18 protein-coding genes, 1 pseudogene and 1 riboswitch are annotated in these 23,969 nt (G+C 74.6%); of the genes and pseudogenes, 9 read left to right on the top strand and 10 right to left on the bottom strand.

What is annotated here, in order from left to right; genetic code table 11:
• Positions 1 to 46 precede the first annotated feature (46 nt).
• From ACFWTC_RS09860 to ACFWTC_RS09850, 3 genes are all read left to right on the top strand, one after another.
• Complete coding sequence (locus tag ACFWTC_RS09860) at positions 47 to 1,198, top strand: XdhC family protein (RefSeq protein WP_383918961.1); 1,152 nt, start codon at positions 47 to 49, stop codon at positions 1,196 to 1,198.
• Positions 1,199 to 1,354: 156 nt separating this feature from the next.
• Positions 1,355 to 2,617 carry a YncE family protein gene (locus ACFWTC_RS09855; RefSeq protein WP_384026611.1) on the top strand — a complete coding sequence of 421 codons (1,263 nt, stop codon included), beginning with the start codon at positions 1,355 to 1,357 and terminating at the stop codon, positions 2,615 to 2,617.
• Positions 2,556 to 3,188, top strand: a complete 633-nt coding sequence (locus ACFWTC_RS09850; protein WP_384026670.1) for a GNAT family N-acetyltransferase — start codon at positions 2,556 to 2,558, stop codon at positions 3,186 to 3,188. The genes ACFWTC_RS09855 and ACFWTC_RS09850 overlap by 62 nt, the downstream gene beginning before the upstream one ends.
• Before the next feature lie 123 nt (positions 3,189 to 3,311).
• Here the strand turns inward: ACFWTC_RS09850 and ACFWTC_RS09845 are convergent, their stop codons facing one another.
• The gene (locus tag ACFWTC_RS09845) at positions 3,312 to 5,528 is read right to left on the bottom strand and encodes a germacradienol/geosmin synthase (RefSeq protein ID WP_383918955.1); all 2,217 of its coding nucleotides are present in this window, start codon (positions 5,526 to 5,528) and stop codon (positions 3,312 to 3,314) included.
• Between the two features lie 155 nt (positions 5,529 to 5,683).
• Between ACFWTC_RS09845 and ACFWTC_RS09840 the strand changes: the two are divergent.
• Positions 5,684 to 6,086: pseudogene (locus ACFWTC_RS09840) on the top strand (transposase family protein); the annotation flags it as partial.
• A gap of 43 nt (positions 6,087 to 6,129) precedes the next feature.
• Here the strand turns inward: ACFWTC_RS09840 and cobN are convergent.
• Positions 6,130 to 9,747: a cobaltochelatase subunit CobN gene (gene cobN, locus ACFWTC_RS09835; RefSeq protein WP_384026608.1), complete on the bottom strand. Its 3,618-nt coding sequence runs from the start codon at positions 9,745 to 9,747 to the stop codon at positions 6,130 to 6,132.
• A gap of 53 nt (positions 9,748 to 9,800) precedes the next feature.
• A riboswitch (cobalamin riboswitch) is annotated at positions 9,801 to 9,879 on the bottom strand.
• A gap of 583 nt (positions 9,880 to 10,462) precedes the next feature.
• On the opposite strand from cobN, the gene cobG reads away from it, so the two are divergent.
• From cobG to ACFWTC_RS09820, 3 genes are read left to right on the top strand one after another with little or no spacing between them, the layout of a single operon-like run.
• Complete coding sequence (gene cobG, locus ACFWTC_RS09830) at positions 10,463 to 11,770, top strand: precorrin-3B synthase (RefSeq protein WP_384026606.1); 1,308 nt, start codon at positions 10,463 to 10,465, stop codon at positions 11,768 to 11,770.
• Positions 11,767 to 12,414: a precorrin-8X methylmutase gene (locus tag ACFWTC_RS09825; RefSeq protein ID WP_383918949.1), complete on the top strand. Its 648-nt coding sequence runs from the start codon at positions 11,767 to 11,769 to the stop codon at positions 12,412 to 12,414. Before cobG ends, ACFWTC_RS09825 begins: the two co-directional genes overlap by 4 nt.
• Entirely contained in the window at positions 12,411 to 13,916 is a 1,506-nt protein-coding gene (locus tag ACFWTC_RS09820; RefSeq protein WP_384026604.1) for a precorrin-2 C(20)-methyltransferase, read from the top strand. Before ACFWTC_RS09825 ends, ACFWTC_RS09820 begins: the two co-directional genes overlap by 4 nt.
• An 87-nt stretch (positions 13,917 to 14,003) precedes the next feature.
• Here the strand turns inward: ACFWTC_RS09820 and ACFWTC_RS09815 are convergent, their stop codons facing one another.
• Genes ACFWTC_RS09815 through ACFWTC_RS09800 form a run of 4 tightly spaced genes read right to left on the bottom strand, consistent with a single transcriptional unit; the run spans position 14,004 to position 18,181 of the window.
• On the bottom strand, positions 14,004 to 14,879 hold the full coding sequence (locus tag ACFWTC_RS09815) for a cobalt-precorrin-6A reductase (RefSeq protein WP_384026601.1): 876 nt from the start codon (positions 14,877 to 14,879) through the stop codon (positions 14,004 to 14,006).
• Complete coding sequence (cobM, locus tag ACFWTC_RS09810; RefSeq protein WP_383918942.1) at positions 14,869 to 15,618, bottom strand: precorrin-4 C(11)-methyltransferase; 750 nt, start codon at positions 15,616 to 15,618, stop codon at positions 14,869 to 14,871. Before cobM ends, ACFWTC_RS09815 begins: the two co-directional genes overlap by 11 nt.
• Positions 15,615 to 16,967, bottom strand: coding sequence for a precorrin-6y C5,15-methyltransferase (decarboxylating) subunit CbiE (gene cbiE, locus ACFWTC_RS09805; protein ID WP_384026598.1), 1,353 nt, complete (start codon positions 16,965 to 16,967; stop codon positions 15,615 to 15,617). Before cbiE ends, cobM begins: the two co-directional genes overlap by 4 nt.
• A complete protein-coding gene (locus ACFWTC_RS09800; protein ID WP_384026595.1) occupies positions 16,964 to 18,181 on the bottom strand; it encodes an MFS transporter in 1,218 nt (405 codons plus the stop codon). Before ACFWTC_RS09800 ends, cbiE begins: the two co-directional genes overlap by 4 nt.
• A gap of 244 nt (positions 18,182 to 18,425) precedes the next feature.
• Here ACFWTC_RS09800 and ACFWTC_RS09795 point away from each other — a divergent pair, with 244 nt between their 5' ends.
• A complete protein-coding gene (locus tag ACFWTC_RS09795; RefSeq protein WP_383918934.1) occupies positions 18,426 to 19,388 on the top strand; it encodes a winged helix-turn-helix domain-containing protein in 963 nt (320 codons plus the stop codon).
• A 51-nt stretch (positions 19,389 to 19,439) separates the two neighbouring features.
• The gene (locus ACFWTC_RS09790; RefSeq protein ID WP_383918932.1) at positions 19,440 to 20,372 is read left to right on the top strand and encodes an oxidoreductase; all 933 of its coding nucleotides are present in this window, start codon (positions 19,440 to 19,442) and stop codon (positions 20,370 to 20,372) included.
• A gap of 51 nt (positions 20,373 to 20,423) precedes the next feature.
• Here ACFWTC_RS09790 and ACFWTC_RS09785 read toward each other — a convergent pair whose 3' ends face one another.
• The 4 genes from ACFWTC_RS09785 to ACFWTC_RS09770 form a co-directional block, all read right to left on the bottom strand.
• Positions 20,424 to 20,981 (bottom strand): pyridoxamine 5'-phosphate oxidase family protein, encoded by a 558-nt coding sequence (locus tag ACFWTC_RS09785; protein WP_384026592.1) that lies wholly within the window; start codon positions 20,979 to 20,981, stop codon positions 20,424 to 20,426.
• Positions 20,982 to 21,127: 146 nt separating this feature from the next.
• Complete coding sequence (locus ACFWTC_RS09780) at positions 21,128 to 21,670, bottom strand: DapH/DapD/GlmU-related protein (RefSeq protein WP_383918926.1); 543 nt, start codon at positions 21,668 to 21,670, stop codon at positions 21,128 to 21,130.
• 70 nt (positions 21,671 to 21,740) lie between these two features.
• On the bottom strand, positions 21,741 to 22,271 hold the full coding sequence (locus ACFWTC_RS09775; RefSeq protein WP_384026589.1) for a GNAT family N-acetyltransferase: 531 nt from the start codon (positions 22,269 to 22,271) through the stop codon (positions 21,741 to 21,743).
• Positions 22,272 to 22,889: 618 nt separating this feature from the next.
• A complete protein-coding gene (locus tag ACFWTC_RS09770; RefSeq protein ID WP_384026586.1) occupies positions 22,890 to 23,831 on the bottom strand; it encodes a trypsin-like serine peptidase in 942 nt (313 codons plus the stop codon).
• Between the last annotated feature and the right edge of the window lie 138 nt (positions 23,832 to 23,969).

Raw genomic sequence — 23,969 nt, 5'->3', positions numbered from 1 at the left:
TCCACGCATCCCATACTGGAACCGACCCCTCCGAGGAGGCCCCCCCATGCTGGACATCGCCGAAGAACTGAACCGGTGGGTCGAGCAGGGACGTGACTTCGCCGTCGCCACGGTCGTGGCCGTCGGCGGGAGCGCGCCCCGGCAGCCGGGGGCCGCCCTCGCCGTCGACGGCGAGGGCACGGCGATCGGCTCGGTGTCCGGCGGATGCGTGGAGGGCGCGGTGTACGAGCTGTGCCGGCAGGCGCTCGAGGACGGCGAAACAGCCCGGGAGCGCTTCGGGTACAGCGACGACGATGCCTTCGCCGTGGGTCTGACCTGCGGCGGGATCATCGACATCCTCGTCACCCCGGTGCCCGTGGGCTCCGCCGCACGGGAGGTGCTCGCGGCCGCGCTGGCCGCCGCCGCCCGCGGTGAGGCCGCCGCGGTCGCCCGGATAGCCGAAGGTCCGGCCGAGCTCATGGGCCGCGCCGTGCTCGTCCGTACCGAGGGCGCCCACGAGGGCGGCTTCGGCGGACACCCCGAGCTGGACCGCAGCATCGCCGAAGAGGCCCGCGCCATGCTCGACGCCGGCCGGACCGGCGTGCTGGAGATCGGGGCCGACGGCAGGCTCTGCGGAGAGCCGCTCAAGGTGCTGGTCGAGTCCAGCGTCCCGCCCCCGCGCATGATCGTCTTCGGCGCCATCGACTTCGCCTCCGCCCTCGTGCGCATCGGCAGGTTCCTCGGCTACCGGGTCACGGTGTGCGACGCGCGGCCCGTCTTCGCGACGAAGGCCCGCTTCCCCGAGGCCGACGAGATCGTCGTCGACTGGCCCCACCGCTACCTGGAGGCCACCGAGGTCGACGGCCGGACGGTCCTGTGCGTGCTCACCCACGACGCCAAGTTCGACGTCCCGCTCCTCGAAACCGCCCTCAGGCTCCCCGTGGCCTACGTCGGCGCCATGGGCTCCCGCCGGACCCACGAGGACCGCACCAAGCGGCTCCGCGAGGTCGGTGTGACCGAGCTGGAACTGGCCCGCCTGCGTTCCCCGATCGGCCTGGACCTCGGCGCCCGCTCCCCGGAGGAGACCGCGCTGTCCATCGCCGCCGAGATCGTCGCCAACCGCCGCGGCGGCACCGGGGTCGCGCTCACCGGGGCGCACACCCCGATCCATCCCGACGTCTCCAGCACGGTGATCGGCCGCATAGGCTCCGTCGCTTGAAGAGCGGACCCTCTGACACTGACACCTGAACGCCGAACGTGAGAAAAGGGCGCCACCCCAGGGCCAGGGGTTGCGTCCTTTAGGCGTTTCCCCTAATTTACCGGCCGGTAACAGGAGGCACCCTCTCCATCCCTTCCCCGTATCGGAGTTGAACGGATGTCACGCACCCTGCGCACCCTGGGCCTGCTCGCCGCGGCCACCCTGCTGGCCGCCGTGGGACCGGCGACAGCCGCTCCCACGGCGGGGCCGGCGACGGCCCCTGCCGCCGACGGGCTGCGGGAGGTGCTCTTCGTCGGGAACAACTGGGAGGGGACCGCCGACGTCCTGGACTCCACCGGCAGCCTCAACAGGGTCGGCCGGATCAACGTGATCCCCGACAAGGCGGAGCGGCTCCGCGAGATCTACCTCAACCCGGTCAGGCTCGCCTTCTTCCTCGGCGTCCGGGAAACCGCCGGCGAGGGCCACGACCAGTTCGTGGACGACATGTACACCACCCCCGACGGCACCGCCGTGGTGGTCTCCCGGCCCAGCTTCGCCGACGTCGTCTCCATCGACGTACGCTCGGGAAGGATCAACTGGCGCTTCCCCGTCTCCGGTTTCCGCTCCGACCACATGGCGGTCTCGCCCGACGGAGCCCGCGTGGCCGTCTCCGCCTCCACCTCCAACACCGTCCACGTCCTCGACATCGCGACCGGCCGCGGACTCGGTTCCTTCCGGACCGGGGACAAACCGCACGAGAACACCTTCACGCGCGACGGCCGGTTCCTCTGGAACAGCTCCATCGGCGAGGTGAACACCGCCCTCGACGCACCGTGGCTGGACTGGACGAAGGGCGACCGGAAGATCACCGTCGTCGACGCGCACACCTTCCGCACGGTCCGCGTCATCGACATGCGCGAGCGCCTCGACGCCTTCGGCCGCCCGGACCTGTCCGACGCCGTACGGCCGGTGTCCTTCAGCCCGGACGAGTCGAAGCTGTACTTCCAAGTGTCGTTCTTCAGCGGCTTCCTGGAGTACGACGTGGCCACCGACCGGATCACCCGCCTCAAGACCCTCCCCGGCAACCCGGACACCAGCACCGACCGGACCACCTGGGTCAACGACTCCCGGCACCACGGCTTGTCGATGAGCCCGGACGGCGGCAAGCTCTGCATCGCGGGCACGATGGACGACTACGCGACCGTGGTGGACCGGGCCACCCTCGCCGAAGGGCCGCTGGTGCCCGCCGACAAGCCGTACTGGGCCACCGTCGACGGAGACGGCACCGCCTGCGTGATCTCCGAGAGCGGCTCCGACCAGGTCACCGCCATCGACTTCGCCACCGGCCTCAAGCGGGTCTCCGTCCCCGTCGGGGACCATCCGCAGCGGGTCCGGATCGGGCACGTCCCGGCCGGATGGACCGGCCCCTCGGCGCGCTGACCCGTTCGCGGGCGACTCCCGCGTCGGGTTCATGGCCGCGCACGACTTCCGGCTCTCCGTACCCGGCGCGGACCTGCCCTGCCCCGGGCTCACCTTCGTGTCCGTCGCCCCCACCCACCGCCGGCGCGGGGTCCTCACCGCCCTGATGGCCGGGCAGCTGCGCCGCGCGGCGGCCGCCGGCCGGCCCCTCGCCGCCCTCTGGGCCTCCGGGGCCGCCATCTACTCGGCTTCGGCGGCGCCACCACCGTGTCACCGTCGAGATCGACTCCACCCGCCCGCTCGCCCTGCGGATCGCCCCCGACCGGCGCCCGCTGCGGCCCGACGCGCGGCTCCCCGCGAACGCCGGGCGGTTCCGGCTCGACGCCGGCCCGGACGGCGCCGCGTACGATCCGGCCCGCGCCGCCCCCTGGCCCTGGACGTACGGGAGCTGGCCGCCTGCTACCTGGGCGGGACCCGGGCCGTCGAGCTCGTCGCCGCCGGACTGGTCGCCGAGCACACGCCGGGCGCGGCGGCGGCGCTGGACGCGGCCCTGCGGACGGGGCTGCTGCCGCACACCGCCGACGAGTTCTGAGGCGTACGGCTCGACCGGGCCGGTCGGGGCGGAACGGGCGGTGCGGCGCGACGGGCGGTGGGGCGGTGGCGGGCGGTGGGGCGGTGGGGGGGGCGGGCGAGCGGACCGCCCCCGCCACCGGGATCAGGCGGGCAGCGAGATGCGCGCCGCGGACATGCCGAAGTCGGCGCCCCAGACGCCGGTCGACAGCCCGTCGGGCAGCCGGTGCAGGTCCTGCGGGCGGTAACGGGCGATCTTCTGGTGCCAGTTGAGGATGCCCGCGTGCCAGTCCTGGAGCTCGCCCACGTACGCGTCGAGGGCGGCCCGTGCCTCCGCGCTCAGCTTCCAGTCGTCGTAGAGCAGCGGCAGCTGGGCCGCCACGATGTGCTCGAACTCCTCGGTGCGCTGCGTCATCAGCCCGTGGCAGATGTGCAGGGCCCGCGGGTAGTCGATGTCGAAGAAGTTCCGGGTGACGAGCACGTAGTTGTGCACCTCGCCCTCGACCTCGACCTCCTTCTGGTACGAGTAGATGTCGTTGATCAGGCAGGCGGCGTCCGAGACGGCGTTCTCCAGCGACCGGATGGTGCCGGAGGCGTAGATCTCCTCCGGGATGCCCCGGCCCTGGTGGCCGAGCCGGCACAGGTACATCGTCAGGCGGCTGCCGAAGGTGCTCCGCCGCATCTCGGCGTAGTCCACCGGGTCCGGGATGCGGTTCTGGATCTGGTTGTCCACCTCCCAGAGCCAGGCCTCCAGCATGTCCACCAGGGTGGCGCGGAACTCGGTGCGCTGCTCCGTGGACATGCCGGCACTCGTACGCACCCACAGGTCGCCGAGCCCGCGCTCCATGGCCGTCGCCGGGACGGCCTGCTCGGCGTGGTCCACGGGGATCATGGCGATCAGGCGCGCCGTGGCGGCCTTCGCGGCGGGCAGGTTCCCGGCCTGGGCGAAGACCACCGGGTAGTAGTCGTCCCCGTACGTGCCCCAGCTCAGCCAGCACGCGTTCAGGACGAGCGCCTCCGGGGTGGCGTCGGGGTCGATCCCCGCCGAGCAGACCGCGAAGTCGTAGCCCCGCAGCTTCTGTTCGTCCCAGATCGCCGAGCCGGGGTCGCCCGGCTGGGGGTCCAGCATGCCCATCCGCCCGCACCACGCCACCGACTCCTCGCGCGCGTGCGCCAGGTGGGGGCTGAGGGTCAGCGGGTGCGGCATGTAGATGTCGGGGATCACGGACGGGCCGGTCTTCTCGAACGGGACGTGGGTGAAGGAGCGCCGGCGCAGCTCCATGGAGCGCCGCGTGAAGACCGACCGGAGGTCGAGCGCGGTGGTGCCGAGCCCGGCCGGGAGGAAGGGGAGGGTGAGCGGCGCGGTGGCCTTGGCCCCCTTGTTCATGTAGCGGCTGGAGACCATGTGCCACTCGTGGCCGCCGGACTGCCAGTCCTGGAGGCCCTTGGCGTAGGCGAGGACGGCCGCGATCTCGGCCGGGTCCATCGCGTGGTCGGCGAACAGCTGGGGCAGCTCGGCGAGGGCGGTCTGCTCGAACTGCTGGAGGCGGGAGGTGAGCAGGTCGTTGGAGGCTTCGGCGGCCTCCTGGGTGGAGCAGCCGAGGAAGGTCTCCAGCACCAGGATGGCGTTGGAGAGTTCGCCCTCGTCGGCGACCTCGCGCTCGTAGGAGAAGATGTCGTTCCTGATGTGGACGGCGTCGGAGAAGGAGTCGCGCAGCACCCCGAGCGGCCGGGAGTGCGCCACGCGCGCCGGGACCTCGGCGGAGACGTACTCGACGAGGCCGGCCGACCAGGGGGCGCCACCCACCTTGCGGCGCATCTCGATGTATTCGAGGGGGTTCGACACCCGTCCGATGTTGATGTTGGCGAGTTCCCACATCGACTCGTCGAGGAGGTTCTTCGTGGACTGGGAGAACCGTTCCCGCCAGTGCGCGGACATCGCCGGGACGGTCCGCGCCCACAGGTCGGCGAGCCCTGCCTCGACGGGGTTGGTCGGCTCGGGGAACCCGTCGGACAGGTCCATGGGCATGAAGGCCGCGAGCCTGTCGAGGTACGCCTTGGCGCCGTCGCGGTCCTGCGAGCGCTTGTACATCTCCAGGAAGTGGTCGTCGAAGAAGAACACCCACACGTACCAGTCGGTGACCAGCGACAGCGTGTCGCTGTCGCAGTCGGGGTGCGTGTACGAGCAGAGCAGCGCGTAGTCGTGCGAGTCGAGGTCGCTCTCCTCCCAGACGCCGGAGCCCTCCAGCATTCCGAGGTCGCGCGCCCACGTCTTGGTGTGTACCCGCGCGTCCTCCAGGTGGGGGTTCAGTCGCGCCGGATAAGGCACGTAGAAATCCGGCAGTTGAAACGGCTGCGTCACGGCAGGGTCGGCCCTTCGTCCATGGGTACGGGGCCGGTTGGGCCCGGCCCCCGCACGAGATCAGCAGTGCCCTACCCGTGATGCGACTGGCCTAAGGGGTAGTTCACCGCTTCAGGTGACGAGGGGGCCGTTCCGTTCGGAGTGAACCGCAAGGTGCGGTACAGGTCCTGGGCACAACCGCTCCCGGCGTGGCCGAAGCGGTCCGGGCCGCGAGCGGTCTGGCCCTCGTGATCCGCGACGGGGACACTCCTGCCGATTGACCGGATCGCCGCCCGCACCCAAGGCATTGTCGCCGCGCTCGCCACATCGGGACTCAAGTGCTGGGCCGACAAGGCCTACCAGGGTGCGGGCCGCCCGGTCCGCGTCCCCTTCCGGGGCCGCGGACTCAAGCGAGGGAAGCGCCGTCACAACAGCACGCACGCCAGGATCCGTTGCGTCGGCGAGCAGGCCATGGCCACCCTGAAGGGCTGGCGACTCCTGCGGAAGCTCCGCTGCAGCACCAACCGCATCACCGACCCGGTCGAGGCCGTCCTCGTCCTTCACCACGCATCAGCATGAGGTTGGAGAGGGCTGAGCGGCACATGCCGCCAGCCTGGCGCCGCTACTCCGCCTCGCCTTCCAGGTTGCCCTCCGTGTCCAGGTACACCTGACGCAGGGCTTCGAGGACCTGCGGGTCCGGCTTCTCCCACATGCCGCGGGACTCGGCCTCCAGCAGCCGCTCGGCGATGCCGTGCAGGGCCCAGGGGTTGGCCTCCTCCAGGAAGGCGCGGTTCTCCGGGTCCAGGACGTACGTCTCCGTCAGCTTGTCGTACATCCAGTCCGCGACCACGCCCGTCGTGGCGTCGTAGCCGAAGAGGTAGTCGACCGTCGCCGCCAGTTCGAAGGCGCCCTTGTAGCCGTGGCGGCGCATCGCCTCGATCCACTTCGGGTTCACCACGCGGGCGCGGAAGACGCGGGAGGTCTCCTCCACCAGGGTGCGGGTCTTGACCGTCTCCGGGCGGGTGGAGTCGCCGATGTACGCCTCGGGGGCCGTGCCGCGCAGCGCGCGCACCGTGGCCACCATGCCGCCGTGGTACTGGAAGTAGTCGTCCGAGTCCGCGATGTCGTGCTCGCGGGTGTCCGTGTTCTTCGCGGCCACCGTGATCCGCTTGTACGCCGTCTCCATCTCAGCCCGCGCCGGACGGCCCTCCAGGCCGCGGCCGTACGCGTACCCGCCCCACACCGTGTAGACCTCCGCGAGGTCGGCGTCCGTGCGCCAGTCGCGGGAGTCGATCAGCTGGAGGATGCCCGCCCCGTACGTCCCCGGGCGCGAGCCGAAGATCCGGGTCGTGGCGCGCCGCTCGTCGCCGTGCTCGGCCAGGTCCGCCTGGGCGTGGGCGCGGACGTAGTTGTCCGAGGCCGGCTCGTCGAGGGAGGCCGCGAGCCGCACCGCGTCGTCCAACAGGCCGATGACGTGCGGGAACGCGTCCCGGAAGAAGCCCGAGATGCGCAGGGTCACGTCGATGCGGGGACGGCCCAGTTCCGCGAGCGGGATCGGCTCGATGCCCGTGACGCGCCGCGAGGCCTCGTCCCAGACCGGGCGGACGCCCAGCAGGGACAGGGCCTCCGCGATGTCGTCGCCGGAGGTGCGCATCGCGCTGGTGCCCCACAGGGACAGGCCGACGGACGCGGGCCACTCGCCGTTGTCCGTGCGGTAGCGGGTCAGCAGCGACTCCGCCAGGGCCTGGCCGGTCTCCCAGGCGAGCCGGGACGGGACGGCCTTGGGGTCCACGGAGTAGAAGTTGCGGCCGGTCGGCAGGACGTTCACCAGTCCGCGCAGCGGCGAGCCCGAGGGGCCGGCCGGGACGAAGGAGCCGTCCAGGGCGCTCACCACGTGGGCGATCTCGTCCACGGTGCCCGCGAGGCGGGGAACCACCTCGTGCGCCGCGAAGGCGAGGACCGCGGCGACGTCGGCCGAGTGCCCCTCGGCGACCGCCGCGACGGCCTCCGGGGACCAGTCCGCGTCCTCCATCGCCTGGACCAGGGCGCGAGCCGTCTCCTCGACGGCGTCCGCCGAGGTGCGGGTGGCCGCGGACTCGTCCAGGCCCAGCGCCTCGCGCAGGCCCGGCAGGGCCGTCGTACCGCCCCAGATCTGGCGGGCGCGCAGGATCGCCAGGACCAGGTTGACCCGGGCCGCACCCGTCGGGGCGCCGCCCAGCACGTGCAGTCCGTCGCGGATCTGGGCGTCCTTGATCTCGCACAGCCAGCCGTCGACGTGCAGCAGGAAGTCGTCGAAGCCCTCGTCGTCGGGACGCTCCTCCAGACCGAGGTCGTGGTCGAGCTTCGCGGCCTGGATCAGGGTCCAGATCTGGGCGCGGATGGCCGGCAGCTTGGCCGGGTCCATCGCCGAGATCTGCGCGTACTCGTCGAGGTGCTGCTCCAGGCGCGCGATGTCCCCGTACGACTCCGCGCGCGCCATCGGCGGCACCAGGTGGTCGATCAGGGTGGCGTGCACGCGGCGCTTGGCCTGCGTGCCCTCGCCCGGGTCGTTGACCAGGAAGGGGTAGATCAGGGGCAGGTCGCCGAGGGCGGCGTCGGGCGCGCAGGCCGCGGACAGGCCCGCGTTCTTGCCCGGCAGCCACTCCAGGTTGCCGTGCTTGCCCAGGTGGATCATCGCGTCGGCGCCGAAGCCGCCGTCCTCGGCGCGCGCCTGGATCCAGCGGTACGCGGCCAGGTAGTGGTGCGAGGGCGGCAGGTCGGGGTCGTGGTAGATCGCGATCGGGTTCTCGCCGAAGCCGCGCGGCGGCTGGATCAGGATGAGCAGGTTCCCGCGGCGCAGGGCCGCCAGGACGATGTCGCCCTCCGGGTTCGAGGACCGGTCGACGAACATCTCGCCCGGCGCCTCGCCCCAGTGCCGCTCGACGCTCTCGCGGAGCTCGGCGGGGAGCTGCGCGAACCAGCGCCGGTAGTCGGCGGCCGGGATGCGGACCGGGTTGCGGGCGAGTTGCTCCTCGGTCAGCCAGTCCTGGTCGTGGCCGCCGGCCTCGATCAGGGCCCGGATCAGCTCGTCGCCGTCACCGGACACCAGGCCCGGGATCCCCTCGACGGGACCGAAGTCGTACCCGCCGGCGATCAGCGTGCGCAGCAGCTCGACGGCGCTGGCCGGGGTGTCCAGACCGACCGCGTTGCCGATGCGGGAGTGCTTGGTCGGGTACGCGGAGAGGACCAGCGCGACCTTCTTGTCACGGCGGGCGATGTGCCGCAGCCGCGCGTGGCGCACGGCGATCCCCGCGACGCGGGCGGCCCGTTCGGGGTCGGCCACGTAGGCGGGCAGGCCGTCCTCGTCGAACTCCTTGAAGGAGAACGGGACGGTGATCAGGCGGCCGTCGAACTCGGGCACGGCGACCTGGGTGGCGGAGTCCAGGGGGGAGAGGCCCTCGTCGCTCTCCTCCCAGTTGCTGCGCGAACCGGTCAGGCACAGGGCCTGCAGGATCGGTACGCCGAGCGAGGCGAGGGCGCCCGCGTCCCAGGACTCGTCGTCCCCGCCGGCCGAGGCGGTCGCCGGCTTGGTGCCGCCGGCCGCGAGGACGGTGGTGACCACCGCGTCGACCCCCTGGAGCGCGGCCAGCAGCTCCGACTCGGGGGTGCGCAGGGAGGACACGTACAGCGGCACGGGCTGCGCTTCGTGGGCCTCGACGGCCTCGCACAGGGCGTGCACGAAGGCGGTGTTGCCGCTCATCTGGTGGGCGCGGTAGTACAGCACGGCGACCCTGGGGCCGTCCGTCCGGCCGGCGGTGCGCTCCAGCGGGCCCCAGGTGGGGGAGGCCGCGGGCGGCTCGAAGCCGTGGCCGGTCAGCAGGACCGTGTCGGAGAGGAAGCGGGCCAGCTGGTCGAGGTTGGCGGGGCCGCCGTGCGCGAGGTAGCCGTGGGCCTCGGCCGCGATGCCGATCGGGACCGTGGAGGCCTCCATCAGCTGTGCGTCCGGGGCCTGCTCGCCGGTCAGGACCACGACCGGACGGTGCTGGTCGGGGGCCAGCAGCACGTCGAGGCCCTCCTGCCAGGCGCGGAGGCCGCCGAGGAGGCGTACGACGACGAGGCCGACGCCGTCGAGGAGGCCGGGGAGGTCGTCGAGGGGAAGGCGGGAGGGGTTCGCGAACCGGTACGGCACGGGGCCGTCCGCCGTGTTCGCGGCGCGGGCGCTGAGCAGATCGGTGTCGGACGTCGACAGCAGCAGGATCATGCGGCGGCAGGCCTTCCTCGGGGTTTCCGCGCCCCGGGCAGTGAGGGCGGCGGGAGTTCCTGACTCACCCCGCCGAGCGCTCCGCGGGGTTCACAGTGGCGGGACCGCGCCGGAATCGCACCGGGCTTCCTCCCAGGTCGCCGTCCTCGGCGATGGCGGGCCGAGTGGCCTGCCGGTGGTCATCCTAGGTGGCGTATTCCCTGGCCGGGAGTGGGGGGCGGGTACGCCGGGTCCTGCCGGGTCCGCCGGGGGCGGGAGGGGGTGGGCGCGGGTGGGGGGCCGGGGCGTCGGGGGCGGGTGGGTCGGTGCGGCGGGCCGATGCGGCGGGGTTGCCGGGGCGCTGCCCCGGGCCCCGCGCCTCAAACGCCGGCGGGGCTGGGTGGGGCCGGTGTCCGGTGCCTGGTGTTCGGTGCCGGTGAGGGTGGGTGTGCCGGGGTGCTGCTCCAGGGACCCGCGGCGCGGGCGTGGAGGGCTGGATGGGGCCGGTGTCCGGTGCGGGTGGGTGGGCCGGGGGTCGGCGGGGCGGTGCGGCGGGGCTGGGTGGGGCGGTGCGGCGGGGCTGGGTGGGGTCGGTGTTCGGTGCCTCAAGTGGCGGTGGGGCTGGACGGGGCCGGTGTCCGGTGCGGGCGGGGCGGGGAGGGGGGTGCTGGTCACGGGGGGTGGGGTGGTGACGGACACAGGTCGGGGGGTGGGAATCGTGGGTATGCTCGCCGCCATGCCCCCGCCCCCGCCCGCCTCCGCCGCGCCGCGCGACGAACCCGTCGTACGGGACCGCGGTGACGCCTGCCCCGGCGCGCTGCGGCTGCACGCGGCCGACGACGGGTTCCTGGCGCGGGTGCGGATCCCGGGCGGGCTGCTCGACGGCCGGGCAGCCCTGGTGCTGGCGGAGGCCGCGCACCGGCTCGGCGACGGCCACCTCGACCTCACCTCGCGCGGCAACGTACAGCTGCGCGGCCTCGGCGCGAGCTGCGGCGGCGAGCTGGCGGAGCTGCTGGCCGCGGCCGGGCTGTTGCCCGCCCCCGCCCACGAGCGGGTCCGCAACGTCGTCGCCTCGCCGCTGACCGGCCTCGACGGGCGCGGGCTGCCCGACGTGGCTCCCTGGGTCCCCGAACTGGACGGGCTGCTGTGCGCCGATCCGGCCGCGGCCGCCCTGTCCGGGCGCTTCCTCTTCGCCCTCGACGACGGCCGCGGCGACGTGGCCTCCCTCGCCGCGGACGTGAACCTCACCGCGCGGGACCCCGGCCGGGCCGTGGTGTGGACGGCCGGCTCCCGCGACGGCGTGCTCGTCGCCGCGCCGGACGCCCCCCGGGCCGCTCTCGTGGCCGCCGCGTACTTCCTCGACGCGGCCCGCGAAGCCGGCACCCGCGCCTGGCGGGTGAGCGAGCTGCCCCCCGAACACGCCCTGTCGTGCGCCATGTTGACCGTACGGCTCGCTGCCGAGGGGATCGCCGCGGAGCCTGTGTCCGTGCCCGTGCCCGCCCGGCAGGCCGGCGCCCCGGCCGCGCCCGAGCCGGGCCTCGTGTCCGGCCCCGACGGGACCGCCGCGCTGTCCGTCCTCGCGCCCCTCGGACGGCTGACCGTTGACCAGTGGCGCCGCCTGGCGGGGCTCACCGGACGGCTCCGCCTCACGCCCTGGCGCGGGATCGTCGTCCCGGGCCTGCCCGCCGACCGCGCCGGCCTGGCCCTCGCCGGGCTCGCGGACGCCGGTCTGATCACCGCCGCCGACGACCCCCGGCGGTCCGTCACCGCCTGTACGGGGCGGCCCGGTTGCGCCAAGTCCCTCGCGGACGTGCGCGCCGACGCGGCCGCCGTCGTCCACGCGTCCCGCGGGCCCCTGCCCGTGCACTGGTCCGGCTGCGAGCGCCGGTGCGGCCACCCGCGGGGGACCGCCTGGGTCGACGCCCTCGCCACCGCGGACGGCTACCGGCTCTCCGTGCACGGAGAGCCCCTGCCGTACCGTCCCGACCTGGCGGCCGCCCTCACGGCAGCCCGCAACACCTCCGAAGACGCAGTGAAGAGATGAGCGAGTACACAGTGTTCGAGTACGAGAAGGACGGCGCCGCGATCTACCGCCAGTCCTTTGCCACGATCCGTGCCGAGGCCGACCTCTCCGGGCTGCCCGCCTCGGTCGCCCAGGTCGCGGTGCGCATGATTCACGCCTGCGGGATGACCGACCTCCCGCAGGACCTCGGGTACACGCCCGAGGTGGTGCTGAGGGCACGCGCCGCGCTGGAGGCGGGCGCGCCGGTCCTGTGCGACGTACAGATGGTCGCCAGCGGCGTCACGCGCAAGCGGCTGCCCGCCGGCAACGACGTGATCTGCACCCTCTCCGATCCGTCGGTGCCGGACCTGGCGGCGAGGATGGGCACCACGCGCAGCGCCGCCGCGCTCGAAGTGTGGCGCGACCGGGGCCTGTTGGAGGGCTCGGTGATCGCCGTCGGCAACGCGCCGACCGCGCTGTTCCGGCTGCTGGAGATGATCGAGGAGGGCGCTCCGCGTCCCGCCGCCGTCATCGGCGTGCCCGTCGGCTTCATCGGCGCGGCGGAGTCCAAGGACGCCCTCGCCGCACACCCCTCCGGGCTCGACCACCTGATCGTGCGGGGCCGCCGCGGCGGCAGCGCCATCGCGGCCGCCGCCGTCAACGCCATTGCGAGCGTGGCCGAATGAGCGCCGCGGTCGAGCAGGCCGCGGGACGCCTCTTCGGCGTCGGGCTCGGTCCCGGCGACCCCGACCTGATGACCCTGCGCGCCGTCGAGGTGATCGCCGCGGCGGACGTCGTCGCCTACCACAGCGCCCGGCACGGCCGCTCCATCGCCCGGTCCATCGCCGCGAAGCACCTGCGCGAGGACCACGTCGAGGAGCCGCTGGTCTACCCGGTCACCACCGAGACCACCGACCACCCGGGCGGCTACCAGGGCGCGATGGACGAGTTCTACGAGTCCGCCGCCGCCCGCCTCGCCGCGCACCTGGACGCCGGCCGGACCGTCGCCGTGCTCGCGGAGGGCGACCCGCTCTTCTACAGCTCGTACATGCACATGCACAAGCGGCTGGCGCACCGGTACGACACCGAGGTCATCCCCGGCGTCACCTCCGTGAGCGCCGCCGCCGCCCGCCTCGGCACGCCGCTCGTCGAGGGCGAGGAGGTGCTGACGATCCTGCCCGGCACCCTGCCCGAAGAAGAGCTCGCCGCGCGCCTCGCCGCCACCGACTCGGCGGTCGTCATGAAGCTCGGCCGCACCTTCCCCGCCGTCCTGGGGGCGATGGAAAGCAGCGGCCGGCTCGCCGAGGCCCGCTACGTGGAGCGCGCCACCATGGCCGGGGAGCGCACCGGAGTCCTCGCCGACACCGATCCCGGGTCCGTCCCGTACTTCGCCGTCGCCGTCGTCCCCAGCCGGATCGGCAACCCGGGCAGCGTGCCGTCCGGGCCCGGCGGGGTCGTGGTCGTCGGCACCGGCCCGGCGGGCCCGCTGTGGCTCACCCCGGAGACCCGGCGGGCGCTGGCCGACGCCGAGGTGCTGGTCGGCTACACCACCTACCTGGACCGGGTGCCGGTCAAGCCGGGCCAGATCCGGCACGGCTCGGACAACAAGGTGGAGTCCGAGCGCGCCGAGTTCGCCCTCGACCTGGCCCGCCGCGGCAAGCGGGTGGCCGTGGTCTCCGGCGGCGACCCGGGCGTCTTCGCCATGGCCACCGCCGTCCTGGAGGTCGCGGCGCAGCCGGAGTACGCGGACGTGCCCGTACGGGTCCTGCCCGGGGTGACCGCCGCCAACGCGGCCGCGGCCGCCGCCGGAGCCCCGCTCGGCCACGACTACGCCACCGTCTCCCTGTCGGACCGGCTCAAGCCGTGGGAGGTCATCGCGGAGCGGCTGCGCGCCGCCGCCGAGGCCGACCTGGTGCTCGCCCTGTACAACCCCGGTTCGCGAACCCGCACTTGGCAGGTCGCGCAGGCCCGCGAGCTGCTGCTGGAGCTGCGCTCGCCGCAGACGCCGGTGGTCGTGGCGCGGGACGTGGGCGGCCCGGAGCAGTCGGTGCGGATCGTCACGCTCGCCGAACTGGACCCGTCCGAGGTCGACATGCGGACGATCCTGCTGATCGGCTCCTCGCAGACCCGGGTCACCGAGCGCCCCGACGGCTCCCGTCTCACCTGGACCCCGCGCCGCTACGGCTGACCGGGCTACGGCCGCTCCCCGTCCGGGGCCGGGTGGTGCGCGAAGGCCGCCGCCCGCCTCTGGCAGGGGAGTTGGGGCGGGGGCTCGTTACGGGGTGTGGGCGAGCCAGTTGAGGGCTGCCGGGACCGAGTGGGCTTCCGGTACGCCCTGGGGGGTCGCGGGGCGGCGTACGACGAGGACCGGGAGGCCGGCCTCGCGGGCCGCGGTGAGCTTCGGCGCGGTGGCGGAGCCCCCGCTGTCCTTGGTGACCAGTACGTCGATGCGGTGCCGGGCCAGCAGCTCCCGCTCGCCGTCGAGGGTGAACGGGCCCCGGTCCAGCAGGACTTCGAGCCGTGGCGGCGCCGGACCGGCCGGCGGGTCCACCGAGCGCACCAGGAACCAGGGGTCGGCCAGGTGCGCGAAGGCGTGCAGGCCCATCCGGCCCGTGGTCAGGAACACCCGGCCGCCGCCCAGCTCCGGCAGCAGCGCGGCCGCCCCGGCGAGGGAGTCCGCGAACGTCCAGGCGTCGCCTGGCCCGGGGGTCCAGCCGGGGCGCCGCAGCGCCAGCAGCGGGACGCCGGTGAACGCGTGCGCCTCGGAGGCGTTGACGCTCATCCGCTCCGCGAACGGGTGGGTGGCGTCCACGACGTGCGTGACCCCGTGGGCGACGATCCAGGCCGCGAGCCCGGTGACGCCGCCGAACCCGCCGATCCGGAACTCGCCCGGCGGGAGCACCGGCGAGGCGACCCGTCCGGCCAGGGACGTCGTGACCCGGGTCCCGTCCCACGGGCCGGGTGGCGGACCGCCCGGTGCCGGGTCCCCGACCGGCCGTCCCGCCGCGACGGGCTCCCCGCCCCTGTCTCCGGCCCCGGGGGCCGGTTCGGCCGGGGCGCCGGCCAGCGCCTGCGCGAGGCGACGGGCCTCCGTCGTACCGCCCAGGATCAGTACGTGGCGGTCCGCGTGACAGCCGGGATCAGCAGGCATGCCGGTCGCGCTCGGGGGAGTACAGGTGGCTGTCGCGGAACTGCTCCGCGCCCAGCGTGCGGCCCACCAGGATCACCGCGGTGCGCACCAGCCCCGCCTCCTTCACCTGGGCGGCGATGTCGGCCAGGGTGCCGCGCAGGACCAGTTCGTCCGGACGGCTCGCCATCGCCACCACGGCCGCCGGGCACTCGGCGCCGTAGTGCGGCAGCAGTTCGTCCACGACCCTGTCCACGTACCGGGTGGCCAGGTGCAGCACCAGCAGCGCGCCGCTGCGGCCCAGCGTGGCCAGGTCCTCGCCCGGCGGCATCGGGGTGGCCTGCTGGGCGATCCGGGTCAGGATCACGGTCTGCCCGACGGTGGGGACGGTCAGCTCCCGCTTGAGCGCGGCCGCCGCCGCGGCGAAGGCCGGTACGCCCGGGACCACTTCGTACGGGATGCCCTCGGCGTCCAGCCGGCGCATCTGCTCCGCCACCGCGCTGAAGATCGACGGATCGCCGGAGTGAAGCCGCGCCACGTCCAGGCCCGCCGCGTGCGCCCGGACGCACTCGGCGACGATCTCGTCCAGGTTCAGCTGCGAGGTGTCGACCAGCCGCGCGCCGTCCGGGCACTCGGCCAGCAGCTCGCGCGGGACCAGGCTGCCCGCGTACAGGCAGACGGGGGCGGCGGCCAGGGTCCGGGCGCCGCGCACCGTGATCAGGTCGGCGGCGCCGGGGCCCGCCCCGATGAAGTACACGGTCATGATTGCTCCGTCTCCTTGGTCCGCGCGGTCCCGGCCGTTTCCGCCGCCCGCGCCGTATGCGCCGTCTCCTGCGTCCCGGTCGTCCCGGCGGTCTCCGCCGTCTCCGCCGGTTGCGCCCTCTTCGTCACCGACCACTGCGTGACCGCCATGGCCTGCCGCCAGCCCGTGAAACCGCCGACCGGCACGGCGTGCGCGACGGCGAGCTTCACCAGGTCACCGCCGTGCCGCCGGTGGCGTTCGGCGAGGACCGCCTCCGACTCCAGGGTGACGGTGTTGACGACGAGCCGGCCGCCCGGGGCCAGCGCCGCCCACACCGTGTCGAGGACGCCCGGCGCGGTGAGTCCGCCGCCGATGAACACGGCGTCCGGGGCCGGGAGCCCGGAGAGCGCGTCCGGCGCGGCGCCTACGACCACGTGCAGGCCGGGGACGCCGAGGGCGGCCGCGTTGCGCGCGATGCGCTCCGCCCGCTTCGGGACCCGCTCCACCGCCACCGCCCGGCACGACGGGTGCGTACGCATCCACTCGATGCCGATCGATCCGGAGCCGCCGCCGATGTCCCACAGCAGCTCCCCGGGGGCCGGGGCCAGCGCGGCCAGGGTCGCCGCCCGGACGTGCCGCTTGGTGAGCTGCCCGTCGTGCTCGTACGCGGCGTCCGGCAGGCCGGGGGTCGCGCCGAGCCGAGGGCCCGCGTGCGCGGGGTCCCGGCGGCAGTCGACGGCCACCACGTTCAGGGGATCGCGCGCCGGGTGCTCCCAGCCGTCCGCGACGCCCTCGTACGCGTCCTCGCGCTCGGAGCCGAGCTGTTCCAGCACCCGCATCCGGCTCGGGCCGAAGCCCCGCTCCCGCAGCAGCGCGGCGATCTCACCGGGGGAGCCGGCGCCCGCGCTCAGCACCAGCACCCGCCGTCCCCCGTACAGCGCGGACGCGAGGCGGGCCACCGGGCGGCCGACGACGGTGACGACCTCGGTGTCCTCCACCGGCCAGCCCAGCCGGGCGCAGGCGTACGACACCGAGGAGGGGTGCGGATGGATCCGCAGGGCTTCGGGGCCCAGCTCCTGGGCGAGGGAGCGGCCGATGCCGTAGAACATCGGGTCGCCGCTCGCCAGCACCGCGATGCGGCGGCCGGCGTGCTCCGCCATCAGCTTCGGCACGGCCGGCCGCAGCGGGCTCGGCCACGCCACCCGCTCGCCGGGGCATGCGGCGGCGGGCAGCAGGTCCAGCTGGCGGGGCCCGCCGATCAGTACGTCGGCGGAGCCGAGCGCGGACCGGGCGGCGGCGGCGAGCCCGGCCCAGCCGTCGGCGCCGAGGCCGACGACCGTCACGGGCGAAGGGGTTGGTACGGAGCTCACTGCGCGGTACCTCGGGGAACGGGAGAAGGGGCGTGCGAGGGGTGGACCCGCAGCCTACTGGGGCGCAGGCTGCGCTCCAGAGCCAGGGTGACCAGGACGGAGGCCGCGGCGAGGGCGGTGATGGCGACCGCGGGCGAGGTGAACTGGGCGACGGTTCCGGCCAGCGCGGCGCACAGGCCCTGGAGGGTCAGCATCCCGGCCGAGTGCAGGCCGAGCGCCTGGCCCTGCGTCCCCTCGGGGAGCAGGGCGACGAGCCGCTCCTGCATGAGCAGCCCCGCCGAGTACCCGACGGAGGCCACGGTCACCGCTGCCGTCGCCAGGACGGGCCCGGGTTCCAGGAGGAAGACCAGGTACGGCACGGCCAGCAGCAGCCGCAGCGGGGCCGCCAGCCGGGCCCGCAGCCGGGCGGGCAGCCATCGCCCGACGAGGGTGTCCCCGACGAGCATCCCGGCGGCGGCGCAGCCGAAGAGCAGGCTGGCGTGGGCGGGGTCGTACGGGACGAACAGCGCCTCGCAGCCGACGATCAGGCCGTTGGGGACCCACAGGGCCAGGTACAGGGCGCGCCGGGACGGGTCGGAGAGCAGGGCGGCGTTGGTGCGCCAGGTCAGGCCCGGCGAGGGCCTGCCGACCGCGCGGGGCGGGCGGCGGCGCAGCCCGAGCCGGACGGTGAGCGCGGCGGCCAGCCCCAGCCCGGCGGCCGCCAGCAGCGCGCCGCGCGGGGAGAGCGCGGCGACGAGGAGGCCGCCGGCGGCGAAGCCGGCGATCTGCGTCGCGCCGCCGCAGACGGAGAGCAGGGAGCGGCCGAGCAGGTAGTCGTCGGGCGGCAGGATCTCGGTGAGCAGCCCGTACCGGACCCCGCCGGCCAGGGAATCGGCGAGCCCCTGGCCGAGCAGCACCGCGAACACGGCCCACAGGGGCAGGCCGGGCGCGGCGAGCAGGGCGGTGCCGAGCGCCGCGAGGGCGGCGAGGCCGCCGAGGGCGGCCCGCGGGGGCAGCCGGTCGGCGGCGGAGAGCAGCAGGGTCGCGCCGAGCACCTGGGCGAGGGAGGGGCCGAACATGCCGAGCGCGGCCAGGAGCGGGCTGTTGGTGCGGTCGTAGACGAGGACGCCGAGGGCGAGCCCGCCGATGGTCGAGGCGCCGGTCCGCAGGGCGGCGGCGGCGAAGAACGGGCTGAACTCGGGGACGCGGGCGAGTGCGCGGTAGGTCCGGGGCATGCGGGGAGTCTCAAGGCGGGCCGGCGGGTCGCCTAGAGTTTCGCGCGGAGGCGAAACGTGGTGGCCTGCGGCCCGCCGGTGTCCGCCTGGCGGGGGCCGCCCGCCGGGGTCGCCCTTTCGGGGTGTCTCCGGCAGGGTTCGTTCGTCAGGGGCGGTCCGTCGGGGTCCTTCCGGCGGGGGTCCGTCCGTCAGGGGCGGGCTTGGGCTCGGGAGCGGTGGCGGCGCCGGGAGGAGCGGGGCGGGGATGGGGTGGTGGCGGATCGACACCGACGCGCTGGCCGGGAGCCGGTTCGTGGTGTCCGCGCTCGCCGAGACCACGGCCGCGCTGATGGCCCTGGAGCGGCGGACCGCCGCGCATCCGGGCGACCGGGCCTGGCTCGCCGACCGGCTCCCGCACTACCGGGCCCGCCTGGCGGCCGATCCGCTCGACGCCGCACTCGTACGGGCGGCCCTCGGCCGGGTGTGGAACGCGAGCTTCCTGACCCCGCCGCCCGACGGCCGCCCCTTCGCGGAGGAGCTGGCGTCGGTGCGCGCGACCCCGGACGCCGTGGTCCGTACGGACCTGCGCGCCGCGTCCGGGCTGCCCGCCTCCCTCGCCCGCACCCGGGGGCTCGGACCGCGCGCCGCCGAGGTGCTGGAGTGGGTCTGGACCGAGGCCGTGCTCCCGGACTGGGAGCGGCGGCGCCGGATCGCCGAGGCGGACGTCCTGCTGCGCACGCGGGAGTTGAGCCTGGGCGGATGGTCGGCGGCGCTCTCCGGGATGCGGCCGGGGATGGCGTGGCTCGGCGGGGGCCGGCTGCGGATCAACCTCCAGGAGCGGCCGCCGCGCGATCTCACGGGCAGGGCCGGGCTGGTGTTCGTCCCCGTGACGCCGGGGCACGGGTGGGTGTCGTGGGCGGGCCCGGACCGGCACGCCCTGGTGTACCCCTGCGCGGGACAGCTGGCCCAGCCGGCCGCCGGCGCCCCGCAGGCGCTGGTCCGGCTGCTGGGACCCGTACGGGCGCGGGTGCTGGTGCTGCTGGAGAGCCCGAAGTCCACGACGCAACTGGTGGCGCTCACCGGGCTGAGTCTGGGAGCGGTCGCGGGGCAGCTGAAGGTGCTGCTCGGGGCGGGGCTGATCCTGCGGCGCCGCACCGGCCGTACCGTGCTGTACAGCCGGGTGGCCGCCGGGGACGTGCTGGTGTCGGCGGCGACCGGCCCCGAGTAGGGTGGCCCAGATTTACCGGAGGTAACCCACCTGTGTCGCGAAGGAGTGGCCATGCCCGGCTGGAACGCCACGCACATCCCGGACCAGAGCGGCCGCACCGCGGTCGTGACCGGCGCCAACAGCGGGATCGGCTACGCCGCCTCCCGTGAGCTCGCCCGGTGCGGGGCGGTCGTGGTGCTGGCCTGCCGGAGCGCCGCCCGGGGACGCGCGGCCGTGATCCGGCTGCGCAACGAAGTCCCGGCCGCGGAAGTCGAGTTCGCCGAGCTGGACCTCGCGGACCTGTCCTCGGTACGGCAGTTCGCGAAGTGGTACGGGCAACGCCACGGAAACCTTGACCTGTTGGTCAACAACGCCGGCGTGATGGCGCTGCCGTACGGGCGGACCGCCGACGGCTTCGAGACGCAGTTCGGCGTCAACCACCTCGGGCACTTCGCCCTGACCGGGCTGCTCCTGCCGAGGATGCGCTCCGCCGCCCCCGGCGCCCGGATCGTCAACGTCTCCAGCGGCTTCCACGTGCTCGGCGACATCGACCTCGCCGACCTCGGCAGCGAGCACGGCTACCGCCGCTGGGTGGCGTACGGCCGCTCCAAGACGGCGAACCTGCTCTTCACCCACGAGCTGTCCCGCCGCTTCGCCGACGCCGGTGAGACGATCGTCGCGGCCGCCGCCCACCCCGGGTACGCCTCCACCAACCTCCACGCCGGCGCGGCGAAGGAGGAGGGCCACAGCCTCAACTCGCGCGTGGCGGCCCTCGGCAACGCGGTCGTCGCCCAGCCCGCCGCCTCGGGCGCCCTGCCCACCCTCTACGCGGCCACCGCCCCCGGCGTCCGCCCGGACGACTTCATCGGCCCGCGCTTCGGCTGGCGGGGCGCCCCGGCCCGTTCCTGGCGGGCGAAGTGGACCCTGGACGACAAGTCCGGGGAACGGCTCTGGGCCGCCTCCGAGAAGCTCACCGGAGTCTCGTACGCGTCCCTGCCGCGCTGACGCCCCCGGGGCCCCCGGCCCGCGCCCCCTACGGCATCGCGGGGCCCGTGCTCAGAACGTCCACCGCGTGTGGGTGTAGACCCCGTCGTCCCGGCCGAAGCCGTACGCGGTGTCCGGGGCCACCGCGAACACCACCGCGTCACCCCTCCGGAAGGCGTCGCCGATCCCGTGGAAGGTGCCTTCGGGCGAGGTGATGTGGGCCCCGTACTTCGCCTCGTACGCCCCGATCACCTCCTCCAGCGCCGCAGGATCGGCCACGGGCTCCGCCGTGCCCTCGACCACGAGGTCGAGCCCTTCGGTGAGCGCGTTCCCGCCGGTGGTCAGGGCGCAGTGGCCGTCCCGGGCGAGGTTCCTCGCCTTCTGTTCCCCCGGCCCGGTCGAGAAGTACAGCACCCCGTCGTGCCAGGCGGCGATCACCGGAGTGACGTGGAGCCGGCCGTCGGGCCGCACCGTGGACAACCAGAAGATCTCGGCGGCCTCCAACTGCCGCCGGGCGTGGTTCCATTCGGTGGGAACGACGTCGTCGGCGCCCGGGCGGGGATTGAGCGCGGAGCTGTAGCGGGCGTCGAGCTCGGCCGTGGGCCGGTCGGCGGGTCCTCGTGTCGGCATGGCGGTTCTCCTTCCTTTCTCCCCCCAACGAGCGGGCGGCCCGGGCGCAACTGCCGGGGCGACGGAGACGCCCCCCTGATCGCGGTCCTGCCCGAGGGCCGGGAGACCCTGGCCGGACGGGGCCGCCGAGCCGGCCGGAGGGGTCGTCACCACCGCCGTTTCACGGTGGCTTTGGGGCTGGTCACCAGGCTCGCCGGCGGCACGTCGTCGGCAACCACGGCGCCGGCGGCGATCACGGCATCGCGGCCGATGCTGACGCCGGGCAGGATCGTGGCACCGGCACCGATCCACACGTTCTCCGCGACGTCGATGGGCGCGCCGGTGAGGTACAGCCGCCGCTCCCCGGGATCTACCGGATGGCCGCTGGTGATGAACGTGACCTTCGGGCCGACCATCACGCGCTCGGCGAGCCGGATGCCGGCGTAGTCCAGGAACGTGCAGTTCTGGTTGATGAACACCCGCTCGGCGAGGTCGAGGCGGAGGCCGTGGTCCGTGTAGAAGGGGGGACAGATCGTGGTTCTCGGCGGCAGCGGCCCGCCGAGGATCTCCTCCCACAGCGCTGCCTTGCCCGCTTCGTCGTCGAAGGGCAGGACGTTCAGGCGGGAGGTCAGCTCGGTGACGCGCAGGACCCTGTCGGCCATGGCCTGGAACTCGGGGCTGTGGATGCGCAGGAGACGCTCGCTGGACATGCCCCGATCCTTGCGCGCCGACGCACACCGGACAAGTCGCCACGGGAGGTCGGGGAGGGCGGCGGCCCCGTCAGCCGACCCGATGGGCCAGTACCTGCCCCGGCCACGTCCCGGACAGGAACGGCTCGGTGGGGGTGAAACCGTTGCGCGCGTAGAACGCGACCAGCTCGCCCCCGCCGCCCGCCCAGCAGTCGACCCGCAGCAGCTCCACACCGGCGCGCCGGGTCTCCTCCGCGGCATGGGCCAGCAGGGCCGCACCGAACCCCCGGCCCGCGTGCCGCCGGTCGGTGACCAGCAGCCGGACGTAGCACTCGGGTTCCCCGGCCGCCGGGATGGGCAGCTGGGGGCTGGGCCCGGTGTCCAACACCATTGCTCCGACGGGCACTCCGTCCCACTCGGCGATGTGCGGGGACTTCTCCGCCAGGTACCGCTCGACCCGCTCCACCCCGCCGGGCTTGCGCGAGTACGGTGTCGTGCCCCACTGCTCGGTGTTGCCGCGCGCGTTCATCCAGGCCACCGCGGAGTCGAGCATGTCCAGCACGGCCGGTGCGTCGGCCAGGGTGCCCGGCCGGATCCGTATGCGAGGTGAGGTGTCGTTCACGGAGGAAGCCTAAGCGGCGTCCCGTGACCGACGCCGGTACGGTCGCCGGCCCGCGGGGGCTGCCGGGGGCCGGCGGGATTGCCCGGCCGGGTCCCCGGGCGACGGCGGGACCCTTGCAACTGCGAGGTGGTGGTGCCGCGCGGCGCCCCCGACCATGGCGCCCGGCGCCGCCCGTCCGGCGCCGCCGGGTTACGACCAGGTACAGGTCTACTTCGGGGAGGGCGGCAGCGCCTGAAGGAGACCCTGTACGGCTGCGCGAGCGGGAACCTCTGCGCCCTCGTCCGGGACCCGACGACGTCGGACTGGAAGATGTTCCACCTGGGCGCCTGCAACCGCTACTACGTGTACGACGGGAACGGCAACGGCTGGTACTTCGACAACCAGACCGGCAACGTCACCTCGTACCTGTACAACCACCCAGGTGCGGATGCCGGTGCGGGCGGTGCGGGCGGTGCGGCAGCGGGTCAGGGAAGCGACCATGTCGTCGCACAGCTCGTCCATGCACCGGATGCAGAGGGCCGCCGCGAGGCCGTCGAATCGAGAAGTGAGTTGACGGCGGCCAGGGCACCCGCCTCGGCGGGGTCGCGCTCCCGGAGTGCTCACCCCCGCCCCCGGCGCTCAGCCCTTGGTGGAGCGTTCGTACAGGGCGCGGGCGGCGTCGCCGAAGCGGCTGCTGTACGAGGTCTCGTCGTCGCCGCCCCCGTCCCGGCCGCCGATCACCCCGATCAGGGTGTGGCCGTCGGTCAGGACGGGGCCGCCGCTCGTGCCGTTGGGGACGTCCGCGCAGTCCAGGCGCAGCTGCGTCGGGCCGGCCGCGGCGGCGGTGGTGCGGCAGTCGACCGGCTGCTCGGTGTCGTTCGGGTACCCCACGAGCCGGGCGGGCGCGGGCAGTTCGGTCCCGAAGCCGATCGTCTCGGCGCCCGTGATGTCCTCCAGCCGCTGCTCCGGGTAGCCGGGCCGGCGCACGCGGACGAACGCGAGGTCGTGGTCGGGGTCCTGGTCCTCGCTCCAGCGCGGGTCCACGTCGATGCGCGTGGGCACCCAGACGCCGTACGGCGCCGTGCCGTCCCGGTAGCCCGGGGCGAAGGCGAGGTTCGTGCGGAAGCCGGCGCCGTACACGCAGTGGGCGGCGGTGGCGATCAGGTCGCCGGCGGGGGAGTGGACCACGACCGCCGAGCAGTGGTGGTCGGGGTCGGCGTCGTCGCCGGGGGAGAACAGCGCCCCGACCGAGGGCTGGGCGGCTACGGGCCGGGCCTCCAGGGGGTCGGAGGGCTGCCACCCGCCGGACCGCCACCGTTCCGGAGCGGCGCCGGCCGAGGTCTTGGCGTCCGGGGCGGGTTCCGGGGTGCCCTGGGTGACCGACTCCAGGACGGCGAAGGCCGTCCGGTCGGCGCGTTCGGGGTCCTGCAGGTAGGAGCCCTCGGCCGGGTTGCCGTCCGCGCGGTGGGCCGCGATGCCGCGCAGCTCCCACACGTACCAGCCGCCCCCGAGGAGCAGCGCGGTGAGGGCGACGGCGAGCACGGTGGCGCGCAGGGCCCGCCGACGGACCTCGTTCGACATGTGTGGCACTCCCGCCCGTTCACCCGTCCGTTTCTTTTCCGACCCGTTCGATGGGGGTGCGGGCGCCGCGGTTCCGCGGGAGGGGCGTGTCCGTCGTCACAGCCGCCCGATGCGTCACCTCCCGTCCTTCCGCGCGTC

Source organism: Streptomyces sp. NPDC058619 (assembly GCF_042717785.1).
Classification (GTDB): domain Bacteria; phylum Actinomycetota; class Actinomycetes; order Streptomycetales; family Streptomycetaceae; genus Streptomyces.
Note: the sequence above shows the minus strand (reverse complement) of the source record. Positions and strands in the feature narration are given on the sequence as shown.